Consider the following 23,296-nt stretch of genomic DNA (forward strand, 5'->3'; position numbering starts at 1 on the left):
GCACCGTGCCCGGGCTCGCGCCCTCCGGTCACCGCGGACTCACTCGTCGCCGGAGCGGCCGTGCTCGACGCCGGTCGCGAACCCGACCTTGACCGGTTCGGGCGCACTGCCGCAGCCCGACGCCACCTCGTCCGTCCCACCGCAACCGCCCGCCGCCTCGGCGGGCGCGCCCAGGCCGAGCGTGACCGCCTGCGGGCCCGCGGGCGCCGCGCAGCACCCGCCGCCCGTGCCGCCCGCGAGCGCGAGGGCCTCCGGTGCGACCACGCCGTCCGCGTCCGCGGCGAAGGCCAGGTCCGAGGAGCAGACGCCGGTCTGCGGCAGGTTCAGCTCCACGGCGTCGGCCGCCGCACGGTCCCCCGCCAGCGCGGCCACGACGGACCGCACCTGCTCGTACCCGGTGGCCAGCAGGAACGTCGGCGCGCGGCCGTACGACTTCATGCCGACCAGGTAGAACCCGTCGTCGGGGTGGGCCAGCTCCGTCTCGCCGTGCGCGGGCACCGTGCCGCAGGAGTGGAGGTTCGGGTCGATCAACGGTGCGATCCGCCGCGGCGCCTCGACGACGGGGTCCAGGTCGAGACGCACCTCGCGCAGCATGCCCAGGTCGGGCCGGAAACCGGTCGCGTTCACGATCGTGTCGACGGTCAGGTCGAGCCCGCCGTCCGCGCCGTCCTTGCGCGCCGTGCCCAGCACCCGGACCCCCGAGGCCGCCGGCTCCAGCCGCTCGATCGCCACCCGCGTGAGGAGCTCGAGGTGGCCGGCCTCGACCGCGTCGCGCAGCCGGGTGCCGAGCAGGCCGCGGGCGGGCAGCTCGTCGTCCGACCCGCCACCGTACAGGCGGCGTGCCGACCCGCCGCGGATGGCCCACACGATGCGGGTGGTGGGCTCGTCCTTCGCCAGCTCGACCAGGCTGAGCAGCGTGTTCGCGGCCGAGTGACCCATGCCCACGACCAGGGCGGTGCGCCCGGCGAACCGCTCGCGGTCGGCGCCCAGCACGTCGGGCAGGGCGCCGGTCAGGTGGCCGTCCGCCGACTCCTCGCCGATGGCCGGGAGACCCGACAGGCCCAGCGGGTTGGGCGTGCCGTACGTGCCCGAGGCGTCGATCACCGCGCGCGCCCGGACCTCCTGCACCTCCTCGCCCACGGTGTAGCGCACCAGGTACGGCCGGCGCTCGCGACCGAGCGACCGGGACCGGTCGGCCCCGTCCCGGGTGACGTCGGAGACGCGGACGCCGTAGCGGACCCGGTCGCCGAGGGCGTCGGCAAGCGGCGTCAGGTAGTTCTCCACCAGGTCACGGCCGGCGGGCAGGGCGTCCGGGTCGGGCTCCGACCAGCCCGTTCCCGTCAGCAGACGGCGGGCGGCGGCGTCGACGTCGTACCGCCACGGGGAGAAGAGGCGCACGTGGCCCCACGAGGCGACGGCGGCGCCGGGGCCGCTGCCGGCCTCCAGCACGAGCGGCTCCAGGCCGCGTTCCAGCAGGTGTGCCGCGGCGGCGAGGCCGACCGGCCCGGCGCCGACGACCACGACGGGCAGGTTCTCGCGGGACGTCTCGGACATGACCCACTCCTTCTCAGATCGAAGTTTCTCGATGGGATGACGAGTGCAACATATCCATAATCTTCGATGCGTGGCAAGATGGGCGCATGGCCACCGCACTCACCCTGACGGACATGTCGCGCACCAGCCCGGACCCGGCGTCGGGCGCATGCTGCGCGCCCCTCGTGCGCGAGGCGGCAGACCCGCAGACCGCAGCCGAGCTGGCCCGGGTGTTCAAGGCGCTGGGCGACCCGACCCGGGTGCGCCTGCTGTCGATCGTCGCGGCGCACGACGGCGGCGAGGCGTGCGTCTGCGACCTCACCGAGCCGGTCGGGCTGTCACAGCCCACGGTGAGCCACCACCTCAAGCTGATGGTCGACGCCGGCCTGCTCACCCGCGAGCAGCGCGGCAAGTGGGCCTACTACTCCGTGGTGCCGGGCGCGCTGAACCGGCTCGGCGTGCTGCTCACCGAGGCGACCGGCTGAGGCTGTGCGGCGGGCTGAGTCGGGGCGACAGGCTGGGCGGGCCGGCCGGGGCGGGTCAGACCAGTCCGGCGAGCCCGAGCGCCAGGCCGAGCACCGCGCACACGCCGAGGGTGCGCAGCACCGACCAGCGCACGACGAAGAGCAGCAGCGCGGCCAGGACGGCGATGCCGAGCGCGACCAGATCGAGGCTGGTGAGGTCCGGGACGTCGAGGCTCAGCGGTCCGGCGGTCCAGGTGGTGGAGTCGGCGAACAGGGTGTGGGTGGTGAAGTACAGCGCGAGGTTGGCGATGACGCCGACCACGGCCGCCGTGATCGCGGTGAGCGCGGCGGACAGGGTGCGGTTGCCGCGCAGCCGCTCGACGTAGGGCGCGCCGAGGAAGATGAACAGGAACGACGGCACGAACGTGACCCAGGTGGTCAGCAGCGCGCCGAGCAGGGCGGCGGCCCAGGGGTCGAGGTCGCCGGGGTTGCGGTACGCGCCGAGGAACGCGACGAACTGCACGACCATGATCAGCGGCCCGGGCGTGGTCTCAGCCAGCGCCAGGCCGCGCGTCATCTCCCCCGGGGTGACCCAGGCGTAGGTCTGCACGGCCTGCTGCGCCACGTAGGCCAGCACCGCGTACGCGCCGCCGAACGTCACCAGGGCGCTGCCGGAGAAGAACAGTCCCTGCTGGGTGAACACGCTGTCGGCGCCCGTCAGCAGGGCGACCGCGGCGACCGGGAGCGACCACGCGAGCAGACCGAGCAGCAGCACGCGCAAAGCCCGGCGGCCCGACGGCCGCTCGGCGTGCAGGGTGTCGTCCGGGATGAGGGGCGCGGGGCCGTCGTCCTGGACCCGGGCCGCCGGCGTGGCGATCCAGGACGGGGCGTACCGGTGCACCAGCCAGCCGATGATCCCGGCGCCGAGGACGACCAGCGGGAACGGCACGCCGAACAGGGTCAGCGCCGCGAACGCGCCCACCGCGAGGGCCACGAGGGCGGGGCTGGTCAGGGCCCGGCGTCCGACCCGGAGCACGGCCTGGACCACGATCGCCAGCACCGCCGGTGCCAGCCCGGCGAACAGCCCCGCCACGACGGTCGTGTCGCCGAACGCGACGTACACCGCGGACAGCACCAGCAGGGCCAGCATGCCGGGCAGCACGAACAGGCCCCCGGCGACCAGGCCGCCGCGCCACCCGTTGAGCAGCCAGCCGGTGTAGACGGCGAGCTGCTGCGCCTCGGGTCCGGGCAGGAGCATGCAGTAGTTCAGGGCGTGCAGGAACCGGCCCTGCCCGATCCACCGCTTCTCGTCCACGAGCGTGCGCTGCATGACGGCGATCTGGCCGGCGGGGCCGCCGAACGTCTGCCAGGAGATCGCGAACCAGGCCCGCACGGCGGTGCGGAACGGGATCAGGTCGCGCGGGGTGGCGGCGGGCGGGCCGGCGCCGTCGGGCTCGGTGCTCATGTCTCTCCTGGGGTCGAGGGCGCCGGTCAGCCGGCGTCCTCGGCCTTTCTGAGCTCGACGAGGTCGTCGAACGTGCGGACCAGCACGGCGCGGCGCGCCTCCTTGAACGCCTCGGAGGGTTCGAGCCCGTCGATCGCGCCGTCCCAGATCTCCAGGAACGTGCTCTTCCACGTCTCGAGGGTCGCGACCTCCGGCAGCAGGACCCCGACGTAGTCCAGGCGGGCGAGCACCGCGAGAAGCTCGAGATTCGCCGGGACGGCCACGCCCCAGTACTCGTCGGGCTCCATCCGCACCCGGTCGCCGGCCATGGCCTCGGCGACCTCGGTGGCGAGCTGGTCGGTGAGGCGCGACAGGTGGTCGGCGGCCGCGTCGTCGTCGAAGTTGCCCGGGCCCCAGGTACCCATGGATCTCTCTCCCGTTCGTCGTCCCGCGCTCGCCGCGGGCCGAGTGACGGTCGGAGCCTACCGATTCGCCGGGGCTCCGGGTCCCGGCCCGGGACCTGCGCCCTGGAATGCGCCCGCTAGATCCTGAACACCCGCTCGGCGGTGCCCGCCAGCACGGCGTCCCGCTCCGCGGGGGCGAGGTCCCGGACCGCGTGCCGGAAGGCCTCGACCACGTCGGTGTAGCTGGAGTACAGCCGCTCGACCGGCCAGTTCGACCCGAGGAAGACCCGGTCCGCGCCGAACGCCTCGATCGGCGCGAGCACCCACGGCCTGCGCGACGCCGGGGTCCACACCGGGTCGGCCATGCCGAGCGAGGAGACCTTGCAGAGGGTGTTCGGCTCCGCCGCGAGCGCCCGCAGCAGGGCCGTCCACGCCTCGAACGTGTCGACGCCGCGGTCCGGGGGCATGCCCGCCTGGTCGAGCACGAACACGGTCCCCGGGTTCGATCGCACGAGGTCGAGCGCCGCCGCCGTGCCGGTCAGGCCGACGGTGTGGAAGAACAGGCCGCCCACCCGGCCCAGCTCGGCGTAGCCGCGCCGGAAGGCGGGGTCCGCGAACCGCGCGACGGGCCCCATCTCGCGAACGCCCCGGAAGACGCGGTGGGCGGCGTGCCGGGCGAGCTGGTGGACGACGTCGGGGGCGGCGAGGTCGCAGGTCACGACGGCGGCGTCGGGCCAGCCCGTCTCGTCGGACAGCCACTGGAGCCAGGCGGTCTCCGCGACGGGGTCGGCGGCGGTGGACGCGGCGTTCATGTGCACCACCTTGGTGAGGCCCGCCAGACGCCCCTCCGCCCGCAGCTCGGGTACCGAGAAGCGGGCCGTGCGGACGGCGACCAGGTCCCCGAAGGGGAAGTCGTCGCCGTCCAGCCACCCGTACCCGAGGTCGCGCTCGCGCCGGTCCCAGAGGTGCACGTGGGTGTCGACGAACATCAGGCGTGCGGCTTGATGTTGAGGTTGACGCCGAGCGCGGCCTCGGTGTCCATGACGGTCCAGGAGCCTCCCGGGTAGTAGGCCTCGACGCGCTTGGCGAAGCCCGCCGTCCCGAGTCCGGCCACGACCGCGTCGCGGGCGTCGCCGACGGCGAAGCCGAGGTGGTGGACGCCCTCGCCGTGCTCGGTCAGGAACTCGCGGAACGTGGACGGGTTGGCGTCGGGCTCGTTGAGCTCGATGACGACCTGGCTGCCGGGGACCGTGATCACGGCGAGCCGCAGGCGGTAGTCGGCCGGCTGCCCCCGGTAGGTCTCGTCGTGGTTGGGGCGGCCCATCGTGACGACCTCGGGCCGCTCGATGTCGAACAGGGCGCACCACCGGTCGAGGGACACCTCGATGTCCTCGACGACGAGCGCCACCTGGATCAGCCCGCCGACGGGCACCGGGGCGCTCATGCCCACGGCTCGCCCTCGACGACGACGTCCTGGTGCGTGCGTGCCGACTCCTCGATCGCGAGACCGAGCGCGTGGTCCTGGCAGGCGGCGGCGAGCGAGTAGGGGCCCTCCGCCTCACCGCGCGCCCACGCCCCGACGGCGACCAGGTGGTCGGCGACGGCCAGGTCGTCCTCCGAGAGGCGGGTGCCGACCCAGGCGTTGCGCCACACCACCGTGGCGTTGAACGAGGCGTGGACCACCTCGTTGCCCTCCAGGTTCATGTCGACGCCGGTCCGGCGGTACTCGATCCGCGACGTGACGGGGTCGCGGCCGTCCCACGAGGTCACGGTGTCGTCGACCAGCTCGCCGAGGGTGCCGCGCACCACGACGCGACGCGCCAGCAGCGGGTTCCACCACTGCATGTTCATGAAGTCGTACACGCCCACGCGCCCGTCGCCGAAGTCGAGGGTCGCGTAGGTGGAGGTCTGCACCTCGGGCTGCGGGTCGGTGTTCCAGCCGTCGAACCCGAGCGGCAGGGCCATCCGGGTCTCGAAGGAGCGCCCGGACACGACCGCCCGGTCGGTCCCCACCGCGAGGAACGCACGGATCAGGGAGGTCGCGTGGTACAGGTGCGTCGAGGCGACCTCGACCGCCTGCGGCGTGCCGATGACGCCGCCGGCGATCACCGCCAGCCGGGCGGCGTGGCCGGGCATCAGCACGTACTGCTCGGCCACCTGGACGAGGGACTGGTCCTTGATCGTCGTCCACAGGTCGCGCAGGCCGGCCAGGTCGGGCGCGGGCGGGGTCTCGGCCAGCACCCGGACGCCGCGGGCGCTCAGCTCCTTGAGGATGCCGGGCATGGCGGGCCACGAGACGTCGGCGACCACGAACTCCGGCTCGTGGGCGAGGAGGTCTTCGATCGTGGTGACGCCGGGCACGCCGTGGCGGGCGGCGATCGCGTCGGCCTTCGCCTGGTCGCGCGCCATGACGGCGACCGCCTCGAGCCGGGTGGGGTCGGCGGCGGCCACGCGCAGGTGGAACTGCGCGCGCCACCCGCTGCCGATGACGGCGAAACGTACGGGGTTGCTCATTCGTGGTGTCCTCTCGGTGAAACGTCTGGGTGTGTCGATCGATCCGGGGTCCGGGTCCGGGGCCGGGTCGGGTCCCGGGTCAGACCTGGCTCATGCCGCCGTCGACGGTCAGCTCCGTGCCCGCGACGAAGCTCGACTCGTCGCTCGCGAGGAAGCACACGGCGGCCGCGACCTCCTCCGGACGACCGACGCGGCGCAACGGGATCTGCGCGACGACCGCCGCCTCGACGGCGTCCGACCCGCCGGTGAACGCGTCGAAGGCGGCGGTCCGGGTCGGACCCGGGCTCACGGCGTTCGCCCGGATCCCGCGGTGGCCGAGCTCGGCGGTCAGGGTGCGGGCCAGGGAGCGCACGGCGGCCTTGCTCGCGTTGTAGACGGCGTGGCCGGGGCCGCCGTTGGTGCCGGCGATCGACGACGTCAGCACGATCGACGCGCCGTCGGCCAGGTGCCCGGCCAGCGCCCGCACCGTGAAGAGCGCGCCCCGGAAGTTCAGCCCCACGACGGCGTCGAACTGCTCCGGCGTCAGCTCGCTCACCGGGGTGGGCTCGACGTCGCGGCCCGCGTTGACGTGCAGCACGTCGACCTTCCGGCCGAGCCGGCCGACGGCGTCCGCCAGCCGCTCCAGGTCCGCGACGTTGGACGCGTCGCCCACGACGCCGACCGCGCGCGGCCCGAGCCGGGCGACGGCCGCGTCGACCGAGGCCGCGGACGGCGAGGTCACCACGACCGTCGCGCCCTCCGCGACGAAGCGGGTCGCGACGGCCAGGCCGATGCCGGCCGTCCCCGCCGTGACGACGGCGAGCCGTCCTTCGAGCAGCCCCATGGGGACTCCCTCCATGTTTGCCTGAGCCCGGTTCGCCTGAGCGCGGTTCACTTGAGCGCGCCCGCCGCGAGGCCGCGCTCGAAGTACTTCTGGAGCGCGAGGTAGGCGACGAGCATGGGGACGGCGGCGATGACCGCCGCGGCGAGCACCCCGGTCTGGTCGTTCGTGTACTGGCTGACGAAGTACGACGGGAGCAGGGTCAGGACCTGCCGGCCGGGGTCGTTGAGCATGAGCATCGGCAGCAGGTACGCGTTCCACGCGGAGATGAGCGTCAGGACGACGATCGCGGCGGCGATCGGGCGGGTCAGCGGCAGGACGACCTGCCAGAAGACCTGCCAGATGTTGGCGCCGTCGACGCGGGCGGCCTCCATGATCTCCGAGGGGATGCCGTCGTAGAAGTTGCGGGCCAGCAGCACCGTGAACGGGATCTGCAGCGCGGCGACCGGCAGGATCACCGCGACGAGCTGGTTGTACATGTCGAAGGCCGACGCGGTGACGAACAGCGGCGTCAACAGCACCGCCTCGGGCATGGTCAGCGCCAGCAGCAGAGCCCAGAACCAGACCTCCTTGCCCGCGATGCGCAGCTTGGAGAAGCCGAACGCGGCGAGCATGGTGCAGGCGTAGACGATGAGGATCGCGAAGACCGAGATCAACACGGAGTTGAGCAGGTAGGTGGGCAGGACCCCCGTCTCCCAGACCTTGACGTAGTTGCCGAGGCCCCGGCCACCGAGCGACCCCTGGACCATCGCCACCAGCGGCGCCAGGAACGGCAGCGCCAGCAGGGTCACGACGATCTGGATGACGACCCTCGAGGTGCGCGAACGTGTCACGAGCATGGTCAGGCCCTTCCCTCACGGCGGTTGCGCAGCGACATGAGGACGCCGCAGGCGAGTGCGAGGACCAGGAGGGCGACCGAGATCGCGGCGGCGTAGCCGAACCGCTTCTCCGACAGCATCGTGTGGTAGATGTACGTGCCCAGGAACTCGGTCGCGTAGTTGGGGCCGCCCTTGGTGATGAGGTACGGCCAGTCGAACGTCTTCAGGGCCCCGATGAGGCCGAGGGTCGCCAGCGCGACCGTGGTGCCCCGGCACATCGGCCACACGATCGACCACAGGGTCCGCAGGTTGCCGGCGCCGTCCACCCGGGCCGCCTCGAGCACCTCGGTGTCGATCTGGCTCATGGCGGCGTAGAAGAGGATGAACGTGAGCCCGGTCCACTGCCAGATCGTGGCGAGCATGACCACGGCCATCGCCGTGGTGCCGCCGGCCAGCCAGGTCTGCGCGAGGCCGTCGAGCCCGACGGCCCTCAGCAACGTGTTGAGCTGGCCGTCCGCGTCGAAGATCTGGCGGAAGACGGGCGCCATCGTGGCGGGGGCGAGCACGGTCGGCACGAAGATCACGACCTTGTACACGCCGCGCAGGTAGACCTGGGAGTGCATGAGCGCCGCGAACGTGAAGCCGAGCGCCGTCTGCACGGTGAACGTGACCACGTAGAAGACGGCCGTGTGCTCCAGCGCCTTCCAGAAGACGGGGTCGCCGAACATCTCGGCAAAGTTCGCGAGCCCCAGGAACGTGGGCTCCGTGAGGATGAAGCCGTTCCAGTCGAGGGTCGAGACGTAGCCGGTGTAGCCGATCGAGAAGTAGATCAGCCCGACCACCACGACGACCGCGGGCAGGATCCACGGCAGGCCGTTGGCCGTCGGCTTCAGCCCGTGGCGGCGGGGTCGCGCGACGGGCGCGCCCCCGGTGGGTTTCGCGGCGTCAGGCAGCGTTGCGCTGAGGCTCATCACTTGTCCTTCGGGTGGGTTGAGGGTCGGACGACGCCGCGCCGGGCGGCTCGTGCCGGGAGGCTCGTGCCGGGAGGAAGGGGTGGGCCGTCCGCAAGGGGATCGGCCGGCCCACCCCGGTCGTTCACTCCGCGTCGACGACGCCCTGGAGGGTCTGGAGCGCGTCCGGGATCGACACGTCCCCGCTCGCGACGCCGACCAGCGCGTCGCGGAAGCCCGTGTTGAGCTCGGAGCTGACGGAGGCGAACCGCGGTTGCGTGGCCGCCGCGGCCTGCTCGCTGTAGGCGGACAGCACGTCCGCCTGCGCGGCCGGGTCCACGAGGTCGATCTGGTCCCAGTCGGGGGTGACGCCCTGCAGGGCGGGGATGTTGTTCAGCGTGTTCGCCACGGACTGCTGGCCGGCCTGCGACGTCGAAAGCCAGGTGACGAACGTGGTGGCCGCCGCCTGGTTGTCCGAGCGGCCGGAGACGGCGAGGCCGTAGTCCGCGTCACCGAACATGTTGCCCACCTGGCCGGTCCCGGCGAGGTCGGGGAAGTCCACGGGGACGAGGGTGATCGGCTCCGGGTCCGACACGCCGGCGGCCTCCATGGCCGTGACCATCGAGTCCTTCACCGCGTACTGGGTGTACCAGGAACCCATCATGATCATGGCGTACTTGCCCTGCATGAACTCGTTGTTCGCGTCGGGGTACTGCTGCAGGCCGACGGCGCCGTCCTGCATGATCCCCTCGTCGAACAGCGACTTCCAGGTCTCCATCGCCTGCGTGAACTTCTGGCCGGAGTCGCCCTCGGTGTACGACGCCTCCCCGAGCGAGGCCTTCTGGTACAGCCCGGGCTCGATGTTCTCGACGATGGCCTCGAAGGTGTCCATGTCGAACGCCCACTGCCCGGCGCCCTGGACGAAGCAGCCCTCGCCGGCCGCCTCGAGGGTGTCGCACACCTGCTTCCAGGAGGCGAGGTCGGTCGGGGGTTCGAGGCCGTACTCGTCGAAGATCCCCTGGTTGATCCAGAGGTTTCCCGAGTAGACGGCGCCGGCGGACAGCCCCACCAGCTTGTCGTCCACGGTCAGGCCGCTGACGCCGAGCTCGGAGACCTTGGTCGCCCAGTCGGGACCGAGCGCCTTCTCGACCGCCGGCGTGAGGTCGATCGCTCCCGGCCCGAAGGTGTCGACGCCGCCGTTCGCCGAGCCCGGCGCGACGTTGAACACGTCCGGCCCGTCCGACGACGTGATCGCCGGCGACAGCACGGAGTCGTAGCTGTCGATCGGCTTCGAGACGAACTCGACCTCGATGTCGGGGTACTCCTCGTTGAAGGCCGCGATCAGCTTCTCCGCGTTGTTCGCGTCGGGCGTCCAGCCCCACCAGGTGATGCTGCCCTTGGTCGCGTCACCGCTCACGGCTCCGCCCTGGCCGCCCATCGCGCTCGGGGTGCACGCCGCCAGGAGGAGGCTCGCCGTGGCCACCGCCGCGACAGCACCGACACGACGGCCGGACAACGTCTTCTTCGACGTCTGCATCTCTGCATCCTTTCCTCGTCCTCGCGACCGCTGCGGTCTCAGCGAGGCGCGAAAGTTTCTTTAAGACTTTCGCTTGGCGGTACGATAGAGTCCGTGCCACGACGGCGTCAACACCCGTCGTGCACGCTGTTCAACACCGAGGAAGGGCGCGAGATGACAGGGACGGCCACGAGGCCCGAGGCCGGCGCGGGAAAGAGGGAGCGGCGCGGCGGCGTCACCATCGCCGAGGTCGCCGAGGCCGCCGGGGTCTCGGCCCCCACGGTCTCCAAGGTCCTCAACGGCCGCCCGGGAGTCTCCGCGGCCACGCGCCGCCAGGTGGAGGAGGTGCTCGCCGAGCGCGGCTACGAGCAGCGCCGCCCGCACCCGGGTGCCGGGAGCGGCCTCGTCGACTTCGTGATCGAGACCCTCGACACCCAGTGGGCCACGACGCTGCTGCGCGGCGCCCAGACGGAGGCCGCCCGGCTCGGCCTCGACCTGGTGCTCACCACCTCCAGCGGCGACTCGTTCGGCACGGCGGCCTGGGTCGACCACCTCGCCGAGCGCGGCTCGGAGGGCGTCGTCCTGGTGGCGGCGCACGTGCAGGAGTCGGTCGAGTCCGAGCTGTCCCGACTGCGCGTGCCCGTAGTGCTCGTGGACCCGATAGGCGCAGCTCCCCCGTCGCTCCCGACGGTCGCCGCCACGAACTGGGCCGGCGGGCGCGACGCGACGGAGCACCTCATCGCCCTCGGCCACACCCGGATCGCCGTGATCACCGGCCCGATGGACGAGGAGGCGCACCGCGACCGTCTCGACGGGTACCGCAGCGCGCTGCAGCGGCACGGCCTGCCCGTCGACGAGGCGCTGGTCCGCAACGGCGACTCGCTGGTCGGCGGCGGCCGCGAGCACGGCCGCGAGCTGCTGTCGCTCCCGGACCGCCCGACCGCCGTCGTCTCCGGCTCGGACGAGCAGGCCTACGGTGTCTACCTCGCCGCCGAGGAGCTCGGGCTCTCGGTGCCGGCGGACGTGTCCGTCGTCGGGTTCGACGACGTCGAGCTGTGCCAGTGGGTCACGCCGCACCTGACCACCGTGCGCCAGCCCCTGCTCGAGATGGGCCGCGAGGCGGCGCGCATCGTCATCGAGATGTCCCGCAACGAGCTGCGCCCCGCCCTGCGCACCGAGCTGGCGACGTCGCTCGTCGAGCGCCGCTCGACGGCCGCCCCGCGGCAGTGACACCACGGCGGTGACGCCGCGCGAACGCCCGCCCGCAACACTGAACTCCCGTTAAGGAAACTTTCCATGAACCATCGCGTCGCGATCACCGCCGATCCCCGCAACTCCCACCGGCACACCCGGGCCACCGTCACGGTCACCGACGGTGCGGGCCGGCCGCTGGCAGGGCAGGAGGTCCGCGTCGAGCAGACGGGGCACGCGTTCCTCTTCGGCAACATCGGCTTCGACTTCGTCGGCCTGGCCAACGACCTCGGCACGACCCCGCCCTCCTCGCCGTTCGGCGGGGCGTCGGTCGAAGCCGCGCGCGCGGTCGCACCGCTCTGGTTCGACCTGTTCAACCAGGTGACGCTGCCGTTCTACTGGCGCGGGTTCGAGCCGGTGCGCGGCGCGCCCGACACCGAGCGGCTGCGCCGCACCGCGGAGTGGTTCGCCGAGCGCGGCGTCGCCGTCAAGGGCCACCCGCTGCTGTGGCACACGCTGGCGCCCAGCTGGCTCCTCCACCTCTCCGACGACGAGGTCGAGCACGAGATCCGGCTCCGGATCACCCGCGAGGTGTCCACGCTCGGCGACGTCGTGCCCACGTGGGACGCCATCAACGAGGTGGTGATCATGCCGGTGTTCGACCGGGAGGAGAACGCGATCACGCGGCTGGCACAGCGGCTCGGGCGGGTCGGCATGGTCCGGCTCGCGGTCGACACCGCCCGGGAGGCCGCCCGCGACACGGACCGGCCGGTCTCGCTCGTGCTCAACGACTTCAACCTCTCGGCCGACTACGAGCGCCTCGTCGAGGAGGTGCTGGCGGCCGGGATCCGGATCGACGCGATCGGGCTGCAGTCGCACATGCACCAGGGCTACCGCGGCGAGGAGTACTTCGCCGACGTGCTCGACCGGTTCAGCCGCTTCGGGCTGCCGCTGCACCTCACCGAGAACACGCTGCTGTCCGGCGACCTCATGCCGGCCGAGATCACCGACCTCAACGACTACGTCGTCGACCACTGGCCCTCGACCCCCGAGGGCGAGGCCCGGCAGGCCGACGAGATCTTGCGCCACTACAGCCAGCTCGTCGCGCACCCCGCCGTCCAGGCCGTCAACTACTGGGGGCTCACCGACGAGGGCGCCTGGCTGGGCGCGCCGTGCGGGCTCGTCCGCGCCGACCACACGCCCAAGCCCGCATACGAGGCATTGAAGGGCCTGATCAAGGGCGCGTGGTGGCTCCCGCCGACGACGGCACGCACCGACGAGCGCGGCCGGATCGAGGTCGACGCCTTCGCGGGGGACTTCCGGCTCACCGCGGGCGGCGGCGCGGCGGACCTCACGCTGGCCGCCGGCGACCAGGAGCTGTCGATCGCCCTCTGACCTGGGCGCTCCCGGACGCCTGGACTCGCTCCACCCTTGACACCACATCGGCCGACCACCATTCTACTTTTGCACGTATAGCGGCAGAAGTCGCATGGTCGTCGCTATCAACCGACAAAGTCGTCAATCGGAGCATCCATGCAAATCTCGCTAGATTCGCGTCGTGCGCGCCGCCTCACCACGGCCCTGACGGGCGGTGCGCTCCTCGCGGGCGTACTCGCCGGGGCCCCGGCCGTCGCCGCTCCTTCCACCCTCGCGGCCCCTACGCCGACCACCACGGCAGCCCAGGAGTGTGGAGAGGGCGACGGGCTGCCCGACTCCAAGATCTCCATCCAGCTGTACACCCATGTCGGTGAGCTCGGGTCCGGCACACCGACGCCCGAGACGATCGACCGCGTGCTCGGCGAGGTGGCGAACGCGGGCTTCACCAACGTCGAGCCGTTCAACCAGCCCTATTCGATGCCGGTCGACGACTACAAGGCGATCCTCGACAGGTACGGCCTCGAGGTCTCCTCGAGCCACGGCAGCACAGACCGGAACACGTGGCCCGCCACGGTCGACTACGCCGTCGCCCTGGGCCAGGACTACATCGGGACCGGCGGGATGGCCGGCAACTACGGCACCTACGCGGAAGCGGTCGCGACCGCGGCGTACGTCAACGAGCTCGGCCAGTACGCGCACGAGCACGGCGCGGGCAAGATCGTGCTGCACAACCACCAGAGCGAGTTCACCACGCGCTACCCGGACCCGGAGACGGGCGAGACGGTCAGCGCCTGGCAGGTCATCGAGGAGAACACCGACCCGCGCTACGTCACGTTCGAGCTCGACGTCGGCTGGGCCGCGGACGCCGGCCTCGACGTCCCGGCGTGGATCGAGGAGTACGGGGACCGCATCGAGCTCCTGCACGTCAAGGACGCCGTGAACGTCAACGCCGAGGGCGACATGAGGCAGGTCGCCCTGGGCAGCGGTGACATCGACCTGCCCGCGATCATCGCTGCGTCCGAGCCGTACGTGGAGTACTACACCTACGAGTGGGACAACGCGCCGTCGTTCGAGACCTCCGCGGAGTCCTACCGGTACCTGCGCTGCTACCTGGCCGACGGCGGGGGCGACGTCTGCGAACCCGACGACGGTCCGTCGCTGGCGCTTGGCCGACCGGTGACCACGTCCAGCATCGACGACCCCACGCGCACCGGCGACAAGGCGGTGGACGGCAACGCCGGCACCCGGTGGGGCAGCCAGTGGAGCGAGCCGGAGTGGATCGCGGTGGACCTCGGGGCCGAGTACGACCTCAGTCGCGTCGTGATCGACTGGGAGACGGCGTACGCGTCGGGCTACGAGATCCAGACCTCGCCGGACGGCGAGACCTGGACCACGGTGCACACCGTCACCGACGGCGACGGTTTCTTCGACGAGATCGACCTCTCGGGCACGGCCCGGCACGTGCGCCTCTACGCGACAGAGCGCGCGACGCAGTGGGGCTTCTCCCTCTACGAGCTCGAGGTCTACGGCACGCCGACCGGCGCGGAGCCGACGCCGGAGCCTGTGACCCGCGGCGCCGGATACTGGACGTCGGAGTACCGGCAGGTCAGGAACCCGGACCACACGAGCGACGAACTGTTGTGCTTCCTGTCGAGCACCCGCGCGCAGAGCGACGTGTTCGACGAGACGGTCGACCTGAGCACGCTGGACGACGCCCTGCAGGTGCTGTGGGCGCGCCACCACGACGAGCGGGTCGACGCGTTCGACCGGCAGCTGCTGGGTGTGTGGCTCAACGTCTCGGCGGGCTCGGTCGCCCTGGAGGACCGGGTCGCCGGTGGCGGCACGGTCGGCGACCTGCTGGCCGACGCCGAGGCCGCGCGCCTCGACGAGGGCTCGACGTGGCGGGAGCTGCGGGGGTACAAGAAGGCGCTGGAGGCGGTGAACAGCCGGCACTGATCGGTTCTCGGGTGGGGGTCGGGTGCGCCCGTTGAGGCGCGGCCCGGCCCCCGGCCGTGTCCATAGGGACGGGTCTGTCGCGATTTCGCTTGCGGGAGATATGCCCTCAATCGTCCGGTCCCGGTGCCTAGACTCGGGCGATGAGCCTTCTTGCCGCAGAGCACGCGCTCCAAGCCGCCCAGCGGGCCGGCGACGTCAACGCGTTGGACGCATTGCTGCATCCTCGTTGCGTCGGCAGCGGCCCGGACGGGTCGGTGTTCTCCAAGGAGGACGACCTGGAGAGCTACCGCTCGGGTTCGCTTCAGATCACCCGCCTGGAGGAGGAATCGCTGGACGTCCAGGAGGACGCCGTGAGCGGAGTGACCAGGCTGGTCGCCGCAGTGGATGCGATCCAGGGCGGCGCCGCCGTCTCCGCGCGGTTGATCTACACGCGGCTCTGGGTGCGTTCGGACGAGGGGTGGCGGGTGTTGGCGGCCACGCTCGCGCCGGCGGCGGAGGCTGCCTGACCGGATAACGCCCCGTGTGGGAACCGCGGGGAAATGGACGGCCCCTGGAGGCCACTTCTGTCCACCGCTGTCCCGAGGGCTCAGATGCGTTTACCGCAGTTCAACGGGCCAGCCAGGTGCACCTGACGGGCTGTCACCAGGTCGGGCACATGCGGTGCGTTCCGCCCCCTCGGTTGTGACGACAGGCCCCGCCGGGCCCGCCCACTCTGCCAAGATCGCTACATGGAGCTCCTGTGCCGTCGGTGCCATCGACGCGTGGCCGTAAGCGCTGCCGAGTACGACGTCTTCGAGCAGATGCATTACGTGTGTTTTCACTACGAGTTCGAGCACGGCGAGTTCGACGTCGACGAGGAATGCGACGCTGGCGGATGCCCCTCAGCCCCTCTCAGTTCCGGCAAGCACGCTGTGGTCGAGACCGCCCGAGCCCTAGCGATCGAATCGGCGTCGGATGTGCCTTGGCACAACCCGACACTGCACAAGTACCTCGAAGCACTCGCCGGGTGGATCGAGAACTCCGACGGGCACTACCCCCGTCATCCGCCGCGGAACGGCTGGGAAGTCATCGATGACGCACTCAGGGCCGCGACGCTCTACGAGTAAGCCGCAGCAAGACATCGAACAGATGATGTAGTCGCCTGAGACGGGGCGATCGGCGCGACTTCGCCCTCCTGATTCCGTGACGGGCCCCGCGCAAGTCGCGACCATGTTGCGATGGACTCCACCGCAGCCTCGGTTGCCACCGCCACGCCGCGCGACGTTGACGGACCAGACAGCTTCGACGACGCACTGAAGTTGTTCGGACTGGACGACGCATGGCTGCGGGGCTGGATCGTCGGGACTCTCGATTCCCTGTACGAGCGTGCCAACTGGGAAAGCTCTGTGTTCTGGATCCCCCCATACAAGGGCTACGTCGCGGTGGGACGTCCGCGAGTTCGCACGGCGTACGTCCGCCGAGACAGCATCCAGTACCCGACTGGGGATGACTGGCCCGTCATCCGATACCCAAGTCGGTGAGCTACCTGTCTGACCAGCGCACCTTTCGAAAGGCCTAGATGCCGCAATCCTGGAGCTTCGAAGGTGATGTGCGTTGCGCTACTTCGACCGTTCAGGACCGGAGTGCGCGTCTCGGAGAGCTTCATGCCCCGACACGGGCAGCTGCGCCTTCTTCCTGAGGTTCCTTCGGATCAGCACAACGACAGGTGCAGCCACGATCAGGAGGACCGCGAGAGCAATTCCGCCGGCGACGATCAGGGTGTTCCCCACGCCGGCCATGTGGTCTCCCACCCTCGTGTCGTTGAGACCGGCAGGCCGCGGTCCGAGCTCGTTCGCCAACCAGTCGTACTCGATCTCCCGGGCCTCACCCTGGTACTCGATCGCGAGGATGTCGAACCTCATCGGCAGTTCGTTCCACACCACCGTGGCAGCCGTCTTCCGCGCGACGTCAGCATCCATGGAGTCGTGCAGCAGCACGACCGTCACGATGTCGACCGACTCCTCGGGATGTTCGATGTACTCCCGGCGCCCGGCGTGCACTCCCGCGTCGTCGAACCCCGCGGCTACGAGCTTCGACCGCACAGAGGCAAAACTCGTGAGGAGCTCGTCCGAATCCGCCACCGACGAACATCCGGTCAGGAGAATGAACGTCGCCATGAGCATGGTGAGCCCGCGCCTGAGCGAGCTGGTTCCGATGGAACTGCGGCCGATTACAAGACCATGCACGGCGCCACCCCCTCACCCTCGTGGGCGAATGGTCCCATATTGGCCTCGGCGCCAGGAAGGACCTGCCGCCGTCACCCGCGCACACGACGACGGTCAGCCGGGGTTCGACTTCCTTCGGGCCACTGCCAGTCGAGAGTCTCCAGCCGCGGGTGCGAGCGGACCGCTTCAATCAGCGCGCGAGATCCGGACACTCGAGTCGCCGTGAGGTCGTAGTCCGTCCACACGAACCAGGACCGGTCCGCGGGCCACCAGTTCGACGGGCTCAGACCGCGGAACAGGTCTTCATTGAGCGTCAGGCTGCCGATGGCCGACAGCGGTCCCTCCAGAACGGTGAGCCTTTCGTACTCGTTGGCGGGCACCATCCCGTAATAGGCGAGGCACGCTACGTCAGGGCCGTAGAACCCGCCCAAGACATCGAGTAGCGCTGTCAGCGACTCGCCGCCGAAGATACCCTCATTAATCTCGATGTCCGGCCAGCGAAGATCTCTGATCAGGTACATCGAGTTCGGCGGCCACCCCTTTGCCTTCGACGTTGCCGCCAGATCGGCGTCGGTGACGTCGCGCCATCGGCGCCTGCGCCGCGGCCCTTTCTCGCGATCCGCGAGGTCGATCGGAACCGTCAGGTCGTGCAGGATCCACGTGTCGTCCTCCCAGCCTGAAGCGTCCATTCCACAGAGGTCTCCTTCCTCACGGACGTCCTGCGGGATCCACGTGAGCGCGGCCAGTGGGGCGGCGACCGGCCGGAACCCATCGATCCGATGAGCGTCTTGCGTCATGACCTCACGGCTCCCGCCCTTGCAGCCATGTCGCGATCTCGGCGACGCCATCGGCAGTCAGCCCGACAGACGATTCGACCTGGAACAGCAGCGCGGGCCCAGGATGCTCCGCCTCGACGAACCGGCGGTCGGTCTCCGTGAGGACGTCGTCGACCCAAACGAACGGTCGGCCCGCCGCAGCCCGGACGAGGGCGCGTGTCTTCCACCCCAGACCATCCGGGTGGCCCTCGCCATAGGGCGGCAGGTCCGCGACCGGCAGTTCTGGCAGCCCGGCCCGCGGCGCGATCACTTCGTTCGCGTCACCCATCCAGGCCGTGGCCCACACCAGGTCGACGCCAAGGGCCAGCAGCAGCGGACCGAGCGCCGGATCGATGAAGTCGAGCTCCGGGCGCGGCGCGTCGGGGTCCTCAGGCTTACCGTCGCGCGGCTGAGGCAGCATCCCGGGCCCGCCGAACGGCAACAGGGTCCCGTCGACGTCGAGGAACAGCAGCGTGCGGGCAACAGTCACGCCCGCACGATAGCGGCCTGCAGACGCGGTCGGCTGCCGGCGCACCTGCCTTCCAAACCGCCGGCACGGTCCTCTCCACCGGTCAGGTGTCCTGCCTGCTCCTTGTGGGGGAACCATGGGGGAATGGGCGGCCCCTGGAGGCCACTTCCGTCCACCGCTGTCCCGAGGGCTCAGAAGCGTTACCGCAGGTCAACCGGCATTTGGCCTGGTCAGAGGACCAGGCCGAAACCGGGGTGATGCTCAGACGTTGAACCTGAACTCCACCACGTCGCCGTCCTGCATGACGTAGTCCTTGCCCTCGATGCGGGCCTTGCCCGCCGCCTTCGCCGCGGCCACGGAGCCGGTCTCGACGAGGTCGTCGAAGGAGATGACCTCGGCCTTGATGAAGCCGCGCTCGAAGTCGGTGTGGATCACACCGGCGGCCTGCGGTGCCGTCCAGCCGCGGTGGATCGTCCACGCGCGCGACTCCTTGGGGCCGGCCGTCAGGTAGGTCTGCAGGCCGAGCGTGTCGAAGCCGACGCGGGCGAGCTGGTCCAGGCCGGACTCCTCCTGGCCGGTCTCCGCGAGCATCTCGGCAGCCTCGTCGGGCTCGAGTTCCACGAGTTCGGACTCGAACTTCGCGTCCAGGAAGATGGCCTGCGCCGGCGCGACGACCTTGCGCAGCGCCTCCTGGGAGGCGGTGTCGGCCAGGCCGGCGTCGTCCGTGTTGAAGACGTAGATGAACGGCTTCGCCGTCATGAGCTGGAGGCTGGCGATCTCGGCGAGGTCCAGGCCGGCGTCCGCGGCGCCCTGGTACAGCGTCACGCCGCTGTCGAGGATCTCCTGCGCCTTCTTGGCGGCCGCGTACAGGACGGGGTCGCCGCGCTTGATCTTGACCTCCTTCTCCATCCTCGGCAGGGCCTTCTCGAGGGTCTGGAGGTCGGCCAGGATGAGCTCGGTGGAGATCGTCTCGATGTCGCCGGGGGCGTCGAGCGAGCCGTCGACCCGGACCACGTCGGGGTCGTCGAAGGCACGCGTGACCTGGCAGATCGCGTCCGCCTCGCGGATGTTCGCCAGGAACTTGTTGCCCAGGCCCTCACCCTCGGAGGCGCCCTTGACGATGCCCGCGATGTCGACGAACGACACCGTGGCCGGCAGGATCCGCTGGCTCTCGAAGATCTCGGCCAGCTTGTTCAGCCGCTCGTCGGGCAGCGAGACCACGCCGACGTTGGGCTCGATCGTGGCGAACGGGTAGTTCGCCGCGAGCACCTGGTTGCGGGTCAGAGCGTTGAAGAGGGTGGACTTGCCGACGTTGGGCAGGCCGACGATGCCGATAGTGAGAGCCACGTCGCGCAAGTTTACGTGGACGGAGCGGCGCCCGCGTCGATCAGGTCCAGGTCCCGGGTCGCGAACCGGTGATGCTCCCACTCCTCGGAGAGGACCACCCCCACGCACTGGGCCGCGACGAAGGCCTCGGACTGGTCCATCCACGGGGGCGGCTCCGCCGGGCTGCCCGCCTGCTCCGGCGAGGCGGCGGCCAGATACTCCCGCACCTCGCGCAGCCGGCCTCGGCGCACCTCCAGCACCTCTTCGTACGACGGCGCCGCGGCCGGGTCGATCCCGATGCTCGGCGCCCCGGCGGCGAACCCTGAGTGCGGCACGCCGGCTGGCCAGAACACGTCGTCGCGCCGGCCCTGCGCGCCCCAGCGCAGCCAGCCGTCGGTGCAGAACACCAGGTGACGGAGGGTCTGGGCGAACGACCACTCGTCGTCGACCGAGACGTCCACCGTGCCCGGGGGCATCGAGGCGACCCGCTCGACCGTGGCCTCCCACATGCGCTCGTAGGCGTCCAGGGCCGCGCGGAGGCCGGCGATCGTGCGGTCCTGGAGCAGCGCGCGCTCCGGGTACCGCTTGTTCAGCTCCGCCTCGATCAGGGGCTCGACCTCGACGCCGTTGATGCGCAGATCGTAGACATAGCCGTCGATGTCGGCGCCGGCCAGCTCGACGCCGCGCATCCGCACGCCGTTCAGGGCGACCTCGCGGAACGAGGCGCCGCTCAGGTCGGCGTCGCGCACGACGGCCCCGCGGAGGTCGGCGCCCTCGATGCCGTCGACGCGTCCTGTGATCTGATTCATGCGGGCGACGCTACGCCGAGCCTCTGACATCCGGCCCGCGCGCCCCGGACCTCAGGCCCAGGCCGCACGGGCCGCGCCGGAGATCAGGGGAACGACTGCACCTGCTGCAACAGCTCCGGCAGCCGCCGGTCGTACACGCGGGCGCCGAACCGCACCGCCAGCACCAGGACGAGCACGCCGTACACGACGCCGACCACCAGGGTCGCGACGCCCCACAGCACCCCGCCCAGCACCAGGGCCGCGATCCCCACGGCGAACACCGGGACCGACAGCCCCAGCGTGATCACGAAACCGATGCCCTGCGACACCATGGTGGCCACGGCGGCACCCTGCGGGGACTTCAGCGGGCTCTCCCCCGGCTTGGCCACCGGGTAGACGAGCCGCGCGGAGACCGCGCACGCCACGGCCGTGCTGACCAGCAGGGAGCCGAGGGCCAGCCCCAGCAGCGGCAGCGTGAGGTGCCACGCGTCGGCCACCCAGACCGACGCGATCACCGTGGCCGCGCTGACCAGGGGACCCACCGTGAGCATCGGGATGGCCCGGCCCCACCGGTCCGCCCGGCCGTCGACGCCGGAGGCGACGTGCAGCGCGAACGCCGTGTTGTCGTAGGCGATGTCGTTGGAGATGCTGAAGCCCAGGATCCAGGCCACGAACGGCCCCGTCGCGAGCAGCAGGAAGTAGTTGCCCGTGCTCTGGCCGGAGAAGTACATGATCACGGGCAGCAGCGGGACGATCGCCAGGGACCCCGAGTAGCGCGGGTCGCGCAACCAGTAGGTGGCGGTCCGCGCCGCCACGGCCCAGGTGGGCGAGAACGGGACCCGGCCGAACGCGCCGAGGCCCTTCGCCCGGCCACCGCCGCCGTCCCCGACGGGTGGGCGCTCCAGCGCGCGACCCAGCGCGCGGTCCCAGACCAGCCAGCCCAGCGCGATGGTGCCGAGCGCGACGGCGAGCCGCCCCGCCAGGCCGGCCCAGTCGCCGTGGTGCGCGCTGCCCGCGAGCGCCCAGGCGGCGCCGAACGGCGTCCACCCGACGAAGCCGGCCGCCTGCTCGAAGACGGGCAGGAGCTGCATGCCCGTGCTGCCCTCGGGGTCGGCCTCTATGGAGACCTCGACGCCGTTGGCGAGCCAGCCGATCATCGGGCCGACCGACACCACCAGCACGAGCGCCACGAGCGTGACGACCTCGCGGTAGCGCCGGGACTCGAGCACGGGCGCGAGCAGCGTGGTGATGGCGCGGGAGCCGATGACGCAGGTCGCGACGCCGAGCGTCCCGCCGGCGAGCGCCACCAGCAGTGTGCCCGGCTCCAGCACCCAGGCGAACGAGGTGCCGAGGACGACCAGGACGGTCGCGATGCCGGGCACGGAGACCAGGCCGGCGACGGCCAGTCCGGCCACGAGGGTGCGCCGGGGGATCGCGAAGGTGGCGAACCGGTGCGGGTCCAGCGTGGCGTCGACGCCGAACGCGAAGATCGGGATGATCCACCAGCCCAGGACGGTCAGGGCCCCGCCGAGCGTGATGGCCAGCCCGGCCCAGGCCGGGTCCTGCAGCACGCCGAGGCCGACGACGGCGACGACTACCAGGCCGACGATGCTGAGGGCGTACAGCGAGGCGACGACCAGGCCGATCGTCTGCCACACGCTCTTGCGGAACGTGTTGCCCATCAGCGTCAGCTTGAGGGTCAGGAACCGCGCAACCATGAGAGCCCCTCCGAGTGCTGGCGACCGCCGACGAGGTCGACGAACCGGTCCTCCAGGCTCTGCTCCCCGCGCACCTCGTCGACGGTGCCCGCGGCGAGGACCTGCCCCGCGGCCATCACCGCGACGTGGTCGCACATGCGCTGCACCAGGTCCATCACGTGGCTGGAGACGATCACGGTGCCGCCGGCCGACACGTAGTCCTTGAGGATGTCGCGGATGTTGGCCGCGCTCACCGGGTCCACCGCCTCGAACGGCTCGTCCAGGACGAGGGTGCGCGGGGCGTGGATCATGGCGCTGCCCAGCGCGATCTTCTTGGTCATGCCCGCGGAGTAGTCGACGACGAACGTGTCCGCGTCGGCACCGAGGTCGAACGCCTGGAGCAGGTCGTTCGTGCGCTCGACGACGGTGGCCTTGTCCATGCCGCGCAGCATCCCGGCGTAGGTGAGGAGCTGGCGGCCGGTCAGGCGGTCGAAGAGGCGGACGCCGTCGGGCAGGACGCCGAGGGTGGCCTTGGCCTCGTCGGGGCGGGCCCAGAGGTCCACGCCCTGCACCCAGGCCGTGCCGAAGTCCGGGCGGAGCAGGCCGGTGGCCATCGAGAGCATGGTGGTCTTGCCCGCACCGTTGGGCCCGACCAGGCCGTAGAACGAGCCGCGGGGTACGTCCAGGCTGACGCCGGAGACGGCGATCTTCTGCCCGAACCGCTTCCAGAGACCGCGGACGCTGAGCGCTGCCGACGGGTCGTACGGGGGCGGCTCCGGGGCGGCCTGGGGGTCGGCGCTGCCCGGCGGGCCGGGGTCGACTGGGGTCGTCATGGCAACCAACCTAGCCGGGACCTCCGACGCACCGGATCCGACGCGAGGATGAGTGGGGTGATAGACCGTCCGTCTCCGGTCGGACAACGTCACCTGCGGGGATACGGGACCGATGTCCGGCGCATACCGGACGATCGGGGCGGCTCGGGGTGTCGGCGTACGGGACTGTCGGTGGCT

24 protein-coding genes are annotated in these 23,296 nt (G+C 71.2%); 7 read left to right on the forward strand and 17 right to left on the reverse strand.

Features of this window, described 5'->3' with window-relative positions:
- Positions 1-39 precede the first annotated feature (39 nt).
- Complete coding sequence (locus ACFWEJ_RS04605; RefSeq protein ID WP_377228029.1) at positions 40-1,554, reverse strand: FAD-dependent oxidoreductase; 1,515 nt, start codon at positions 1,552-1,554, stop codon at positions 40-42.
- Positions 1,555-1,640: 86 nt separating this feature from the next.
- Here ACFWEJ_RS04605 and ACFWEJ_RS04610 point away from each other — a divergent pair, with 86 nt between their 5' ends.
- Positions 1,641-2,018, forward strand: coding sequence for an ArsR/SmtB family transcription factor (locus ACFWEJ_RS04610; protein ID WP_377228030.1), 378 nt, complete (start codon positions 1,641-1,643; stop codon positions 2,016-2,018).
- A 55-nt stretch (positions 2,019-2,073) separates the two neighbouring features.
- Here ACFWEJ_RS04610 and chrA read toward each other — a convergent pair whose 3' ends face one another.
- From chrA to ACFWEJ_RS04655, 9 genes are all read right to left on the reverse strand, one after another.
- Positions 2,074-3,462, reverse strand: a complete 1,389-nt coding sequence (gene chrA, locus ACFWEJ_RS04615; protein ID WP_377228031.1) for a chromate efflux transporter — start codon at positions 3,460-3,462, stop codon at positions 2,074-2,076.
- A gap of 26 nt (positions 3,463-3,488) precedes the next feature.
- The gene (locus ACFWEJ_RS04620; protein WP_377228032.1) at positions 3,489-3,866 is read right to left on the reverse strand and encodes a DUF4259 domain-containing protein; all 378 of its coding nucleotides are present in this window, start codon (positions 3,864-3,866) and stop codon (positions 3,489-3,491) included.
- Positions 3,867-3,982: 116 nt separating this feature from the next.
- On the reverse strand, positions 3,983-4,834 hold the full coding sequence (locus ACFWEJ_RS04625; protein ID WP_377228033.1) for an amidohydrolase family protein: 852 nt from the start codon (positions 4,832-4,834) through the stop codon (positions 3,983-3,985).
- Positions 4,834-5,289, reverse strand: a complete 456-nt coding sequence (locus ACFWEJ_RS04630; RefSeq protein ID WP_377228034.1) for a VOC family protein — start codon at positions 5,287-5,289, stop codon at positions 4,834-4,836. Before ACFWEJ_RS04630 ends, ACFWEJ_RS04625 begins: the two co-directional genes overlap by 1 nt.
- The gene (locus tag ACFWEJ_RS04635) at positions 5,286-6,359 is read right to left on the reverse strand and encodes a Gfo/Idh/MocA family protein (RefSeq protein ID WP_377228035.1); all 1,074 of its coding nucleotides are present in this window, start codon (positions 6,357-6,359) and stop codon (positions 5,286-5,288) included. The genes ACFWEJ_RS04630 and ACFWEJ_RS04635 overlap by 4 nt, the downstream gene beginning before the upstream one ends.
- Before the next feature lie 79 nt (positions 6,360-6,438).
- Positions 6,439-7,182, reverse strand: coding sequence for an SDR family oxidoreductase (locus tag ACFWEJ_RS04640; protein WP_377228036.1), 744 nt, complete (start codon positions 7,180-7,182; stop codon positions 6,439-6,441).
- Positions 7,183-7,229: 47 nt separating this feature from the next.
- Positions 7,230-8,018 (reverse strand): carbohydrate ABC transporter permease, encoded by a 789-nt coding sequence (locus ACFWEJ_RS04645; RefSeq protein WP_377228037.1) that lies wholly within the window; start codon positions 8,016-8,018, stop codon positions 7,230-7,232.
- Between the two features lie 2 nt (positions 8,019-8,020).
- Entirely contained in the window at positions 8,021-8,968 is a 948-nt protein-coding gene (locus ACFWEJ_RS04650) for a carbohydrate ABC transporter permease (RefSeq protein WP_377228038.1), read from the reverse strand.
- Between the two features lie 124 nt (positions 8,969-9,092).
- Positions 9,093-10,484 (reverse strand): ABC transporter substrate-binding protein, encoded by a 1,392-nt coding sequence (locus ACFWEJ_RS04655; RefSeq protein WP_377228039.1) that lies wholly within the window; start codon positions 10,482-10,484, stop codon positions 9,093-9,095.
- 93 nt (positions 10,485-10,577) lie between these two features.
- Between ACFWEJ_RS04655 and ACFWEJ_RS04660 the strand changes: the two genes are divergently transcribed.
- The 6 genes from ACFWEJ_RS04660 (at position 10,578) to ACFWEJ_RS04685 (ending at position 16,507) form a co-directional block, all read left to right on the forward strand.
- Entirely contained in the window at positions 10,578-11,693 is a 1,116-nt protein-coding gene (locus ACFWEJ_RS04660) for a LacI family DNA-binding transcriptional regulator (protein ID WP_377228040.1), read from the forward strand.
- A 66-nt stretch (positions 11,694-11,759) separates the two neighbouring features.
- A complete protein-coding gene (locus tag ACFWEJ_RS04665; protein WP_377228041.1) occupies positions 11,760-13,049 on the forward strand; it encodes an endo-1,4-beta-xylanase in 1,290 nt (429 codons plus the stop codon).
- Positions 13,050-13,187: 138 nt separating this feature from the next.
- Positions 13,188-14,987: a discoidin domain-containing protein gene (locus tag ACFWEJ_RS04670; RefSeq protein ID WP_377228042.1), complete on the forward strand. Its 1,800-nt coding sequence runs from the start codon at positions 13,188-13,190 to the stop codon at positions 14,985-14,987.
- A gap of 140 nt (positions 14,988-15,127) precedes the next feature.
- A complete protein-coding gene (locus tag ACFWEJ_RS04675) occupies positions 15,128-15,493 on the forward strand; it encodes a nuclear transport factor 2 family protein (protein ID WP_377228043.1) in 366 nt (121 codons plus the stop codon).
- A gap of 255 nt (positions 15,494-15,748) precedes the next feature.
- On the forward strand, positions 15,749-16,093 hold the full coding sequence (locus ACFWEJ_RS04680) for a hypothetical protein (RefSeq protein WP_377228044.1): 345 nt from the start codon (positions 15,749-15,751) through the stop codon (positions 16,091-16,093).
- Between the two features lie 111 nt (positions 16,094-16,204).
- Complete coding sequence (locus tag ACFWEJ_RS04685) at positions 16,205-16,507, forward strand: hypothetical protein (RefSeq protein ID WP_377228045.1); 303 nt, start codon at positions 16,205-16,207, stop codon at positions 16,505-16,507.
- 78 nt (positions 16,508-16,585) lie between these two features.
- Here the strand turns inward: ACFWEJ_RS04685 and ACFWEJ_RS04690 are convergent, their stop codons facing one another.
- From ACFWEJ_RS04690 to ACFWEJ_RS04720, 7 genes are all read right to left on the reverse strand, one after another.
- Positions 16,586-17,149 carry a hypothetical protein gene (locus tag ACFWEJ_RS04690; protein WP_377228046.1) on the reverse strand — a complete coding sequence of 188 codons (564 nt, stop codon included), beginning with the start codon at positions 17,147-17,149 and terminating at the stop codon, positions 16,586-16,588.
- A 134-nt stretch (positions 17,150-17,283) separates the two neighbouring features.
- The gene (locus tag ACFWEJ_RS04695; RefSeq protein ID WP_377228047.1) at positions 17,284-17,880 is read right to left on the reverse strand and encodes a hypothetical protein; all 597 of its coding nucleotides are present in this window, start codon (positions 17,878-17,880) and stop codon (positions 17,284-17,286) included.
- A 112-nt stretch (positions 17,881-17,992) separates the two neighbouring features.
- Positions 17,993-18,496, reverse strand: a complete 504-nt coding sequence (locus tag ACFWEJ_RS04700; RefSeq protein WP_377228048.1) for an HAD domain-containing protein — start codon at positions 18,494-18,496, stop codon at positions 17,993-17,995.
- Positions 18,497-18,736: 240 nt separating this feature from the next.
- Positions 18,737-19,822 carry a redox-regulated ATPase YchF gene (gene ychF, locus ACFWEJ_RS04705; protein ID WP_377228049.1) on the reverse strand — a complete coding sequence of 362 codons (1,086 nt, stop codon included), beginning with the start codon at positions 19,820-19,822 and terminating at the stop codon, positions 18,737-18,739.
- A gap of 11 nt (positions 19,823-19,833) precedes the next feature.
- Entirely contained in the window at positions 19,834-20,610 is a 777-nt protein-coding gene (locus tag ACFWEJ_RS04710) for a DinB family protein (RefSeq protein ID WP_377228050.1), read from the reverse strand.
- Between the two features lie 83 nt (positions 20,611-20,693).
- Positions 20,694-22,307: a hypothetical protein gene (locus tag ACFWEJ_RS04715; protein ID WP_377228051.1), complete on the reverse strand. Its 1,614-nt coding sequence runs from the start codon at positions 22,305-22,307 to the stop codon at positions 20,694-20,696.
- Positions 22,289-23,119 (reverse strand): ABC transporter ATP-binding protein, encoded by an 831-nt coding sequence (locus ACFWEJ_RS04720; RefSeq protein ID WP_377228052.1) that lies wholly within the window; start codon positions 23,117-23,119, stop codon positions 22,289-22,291. The genes ACFWEJ_RS04715 and ACFWEJ_RS04720 overlap by 19 nt, the downstream gene beginning before the upstream one ends.
- Positions 23,120-23,296: the final 177 nt, after the last annotated feature.

Source organism: Promicromonospora sp. NPDC060204 (genome assembly GCF_042728455.1).
Classification (GTDB): domain Bacteria; phylum Actinomycetota; class Actinomycetes; order Actinomycetales; family Cellulomonadaceae; genus Promicromonospora.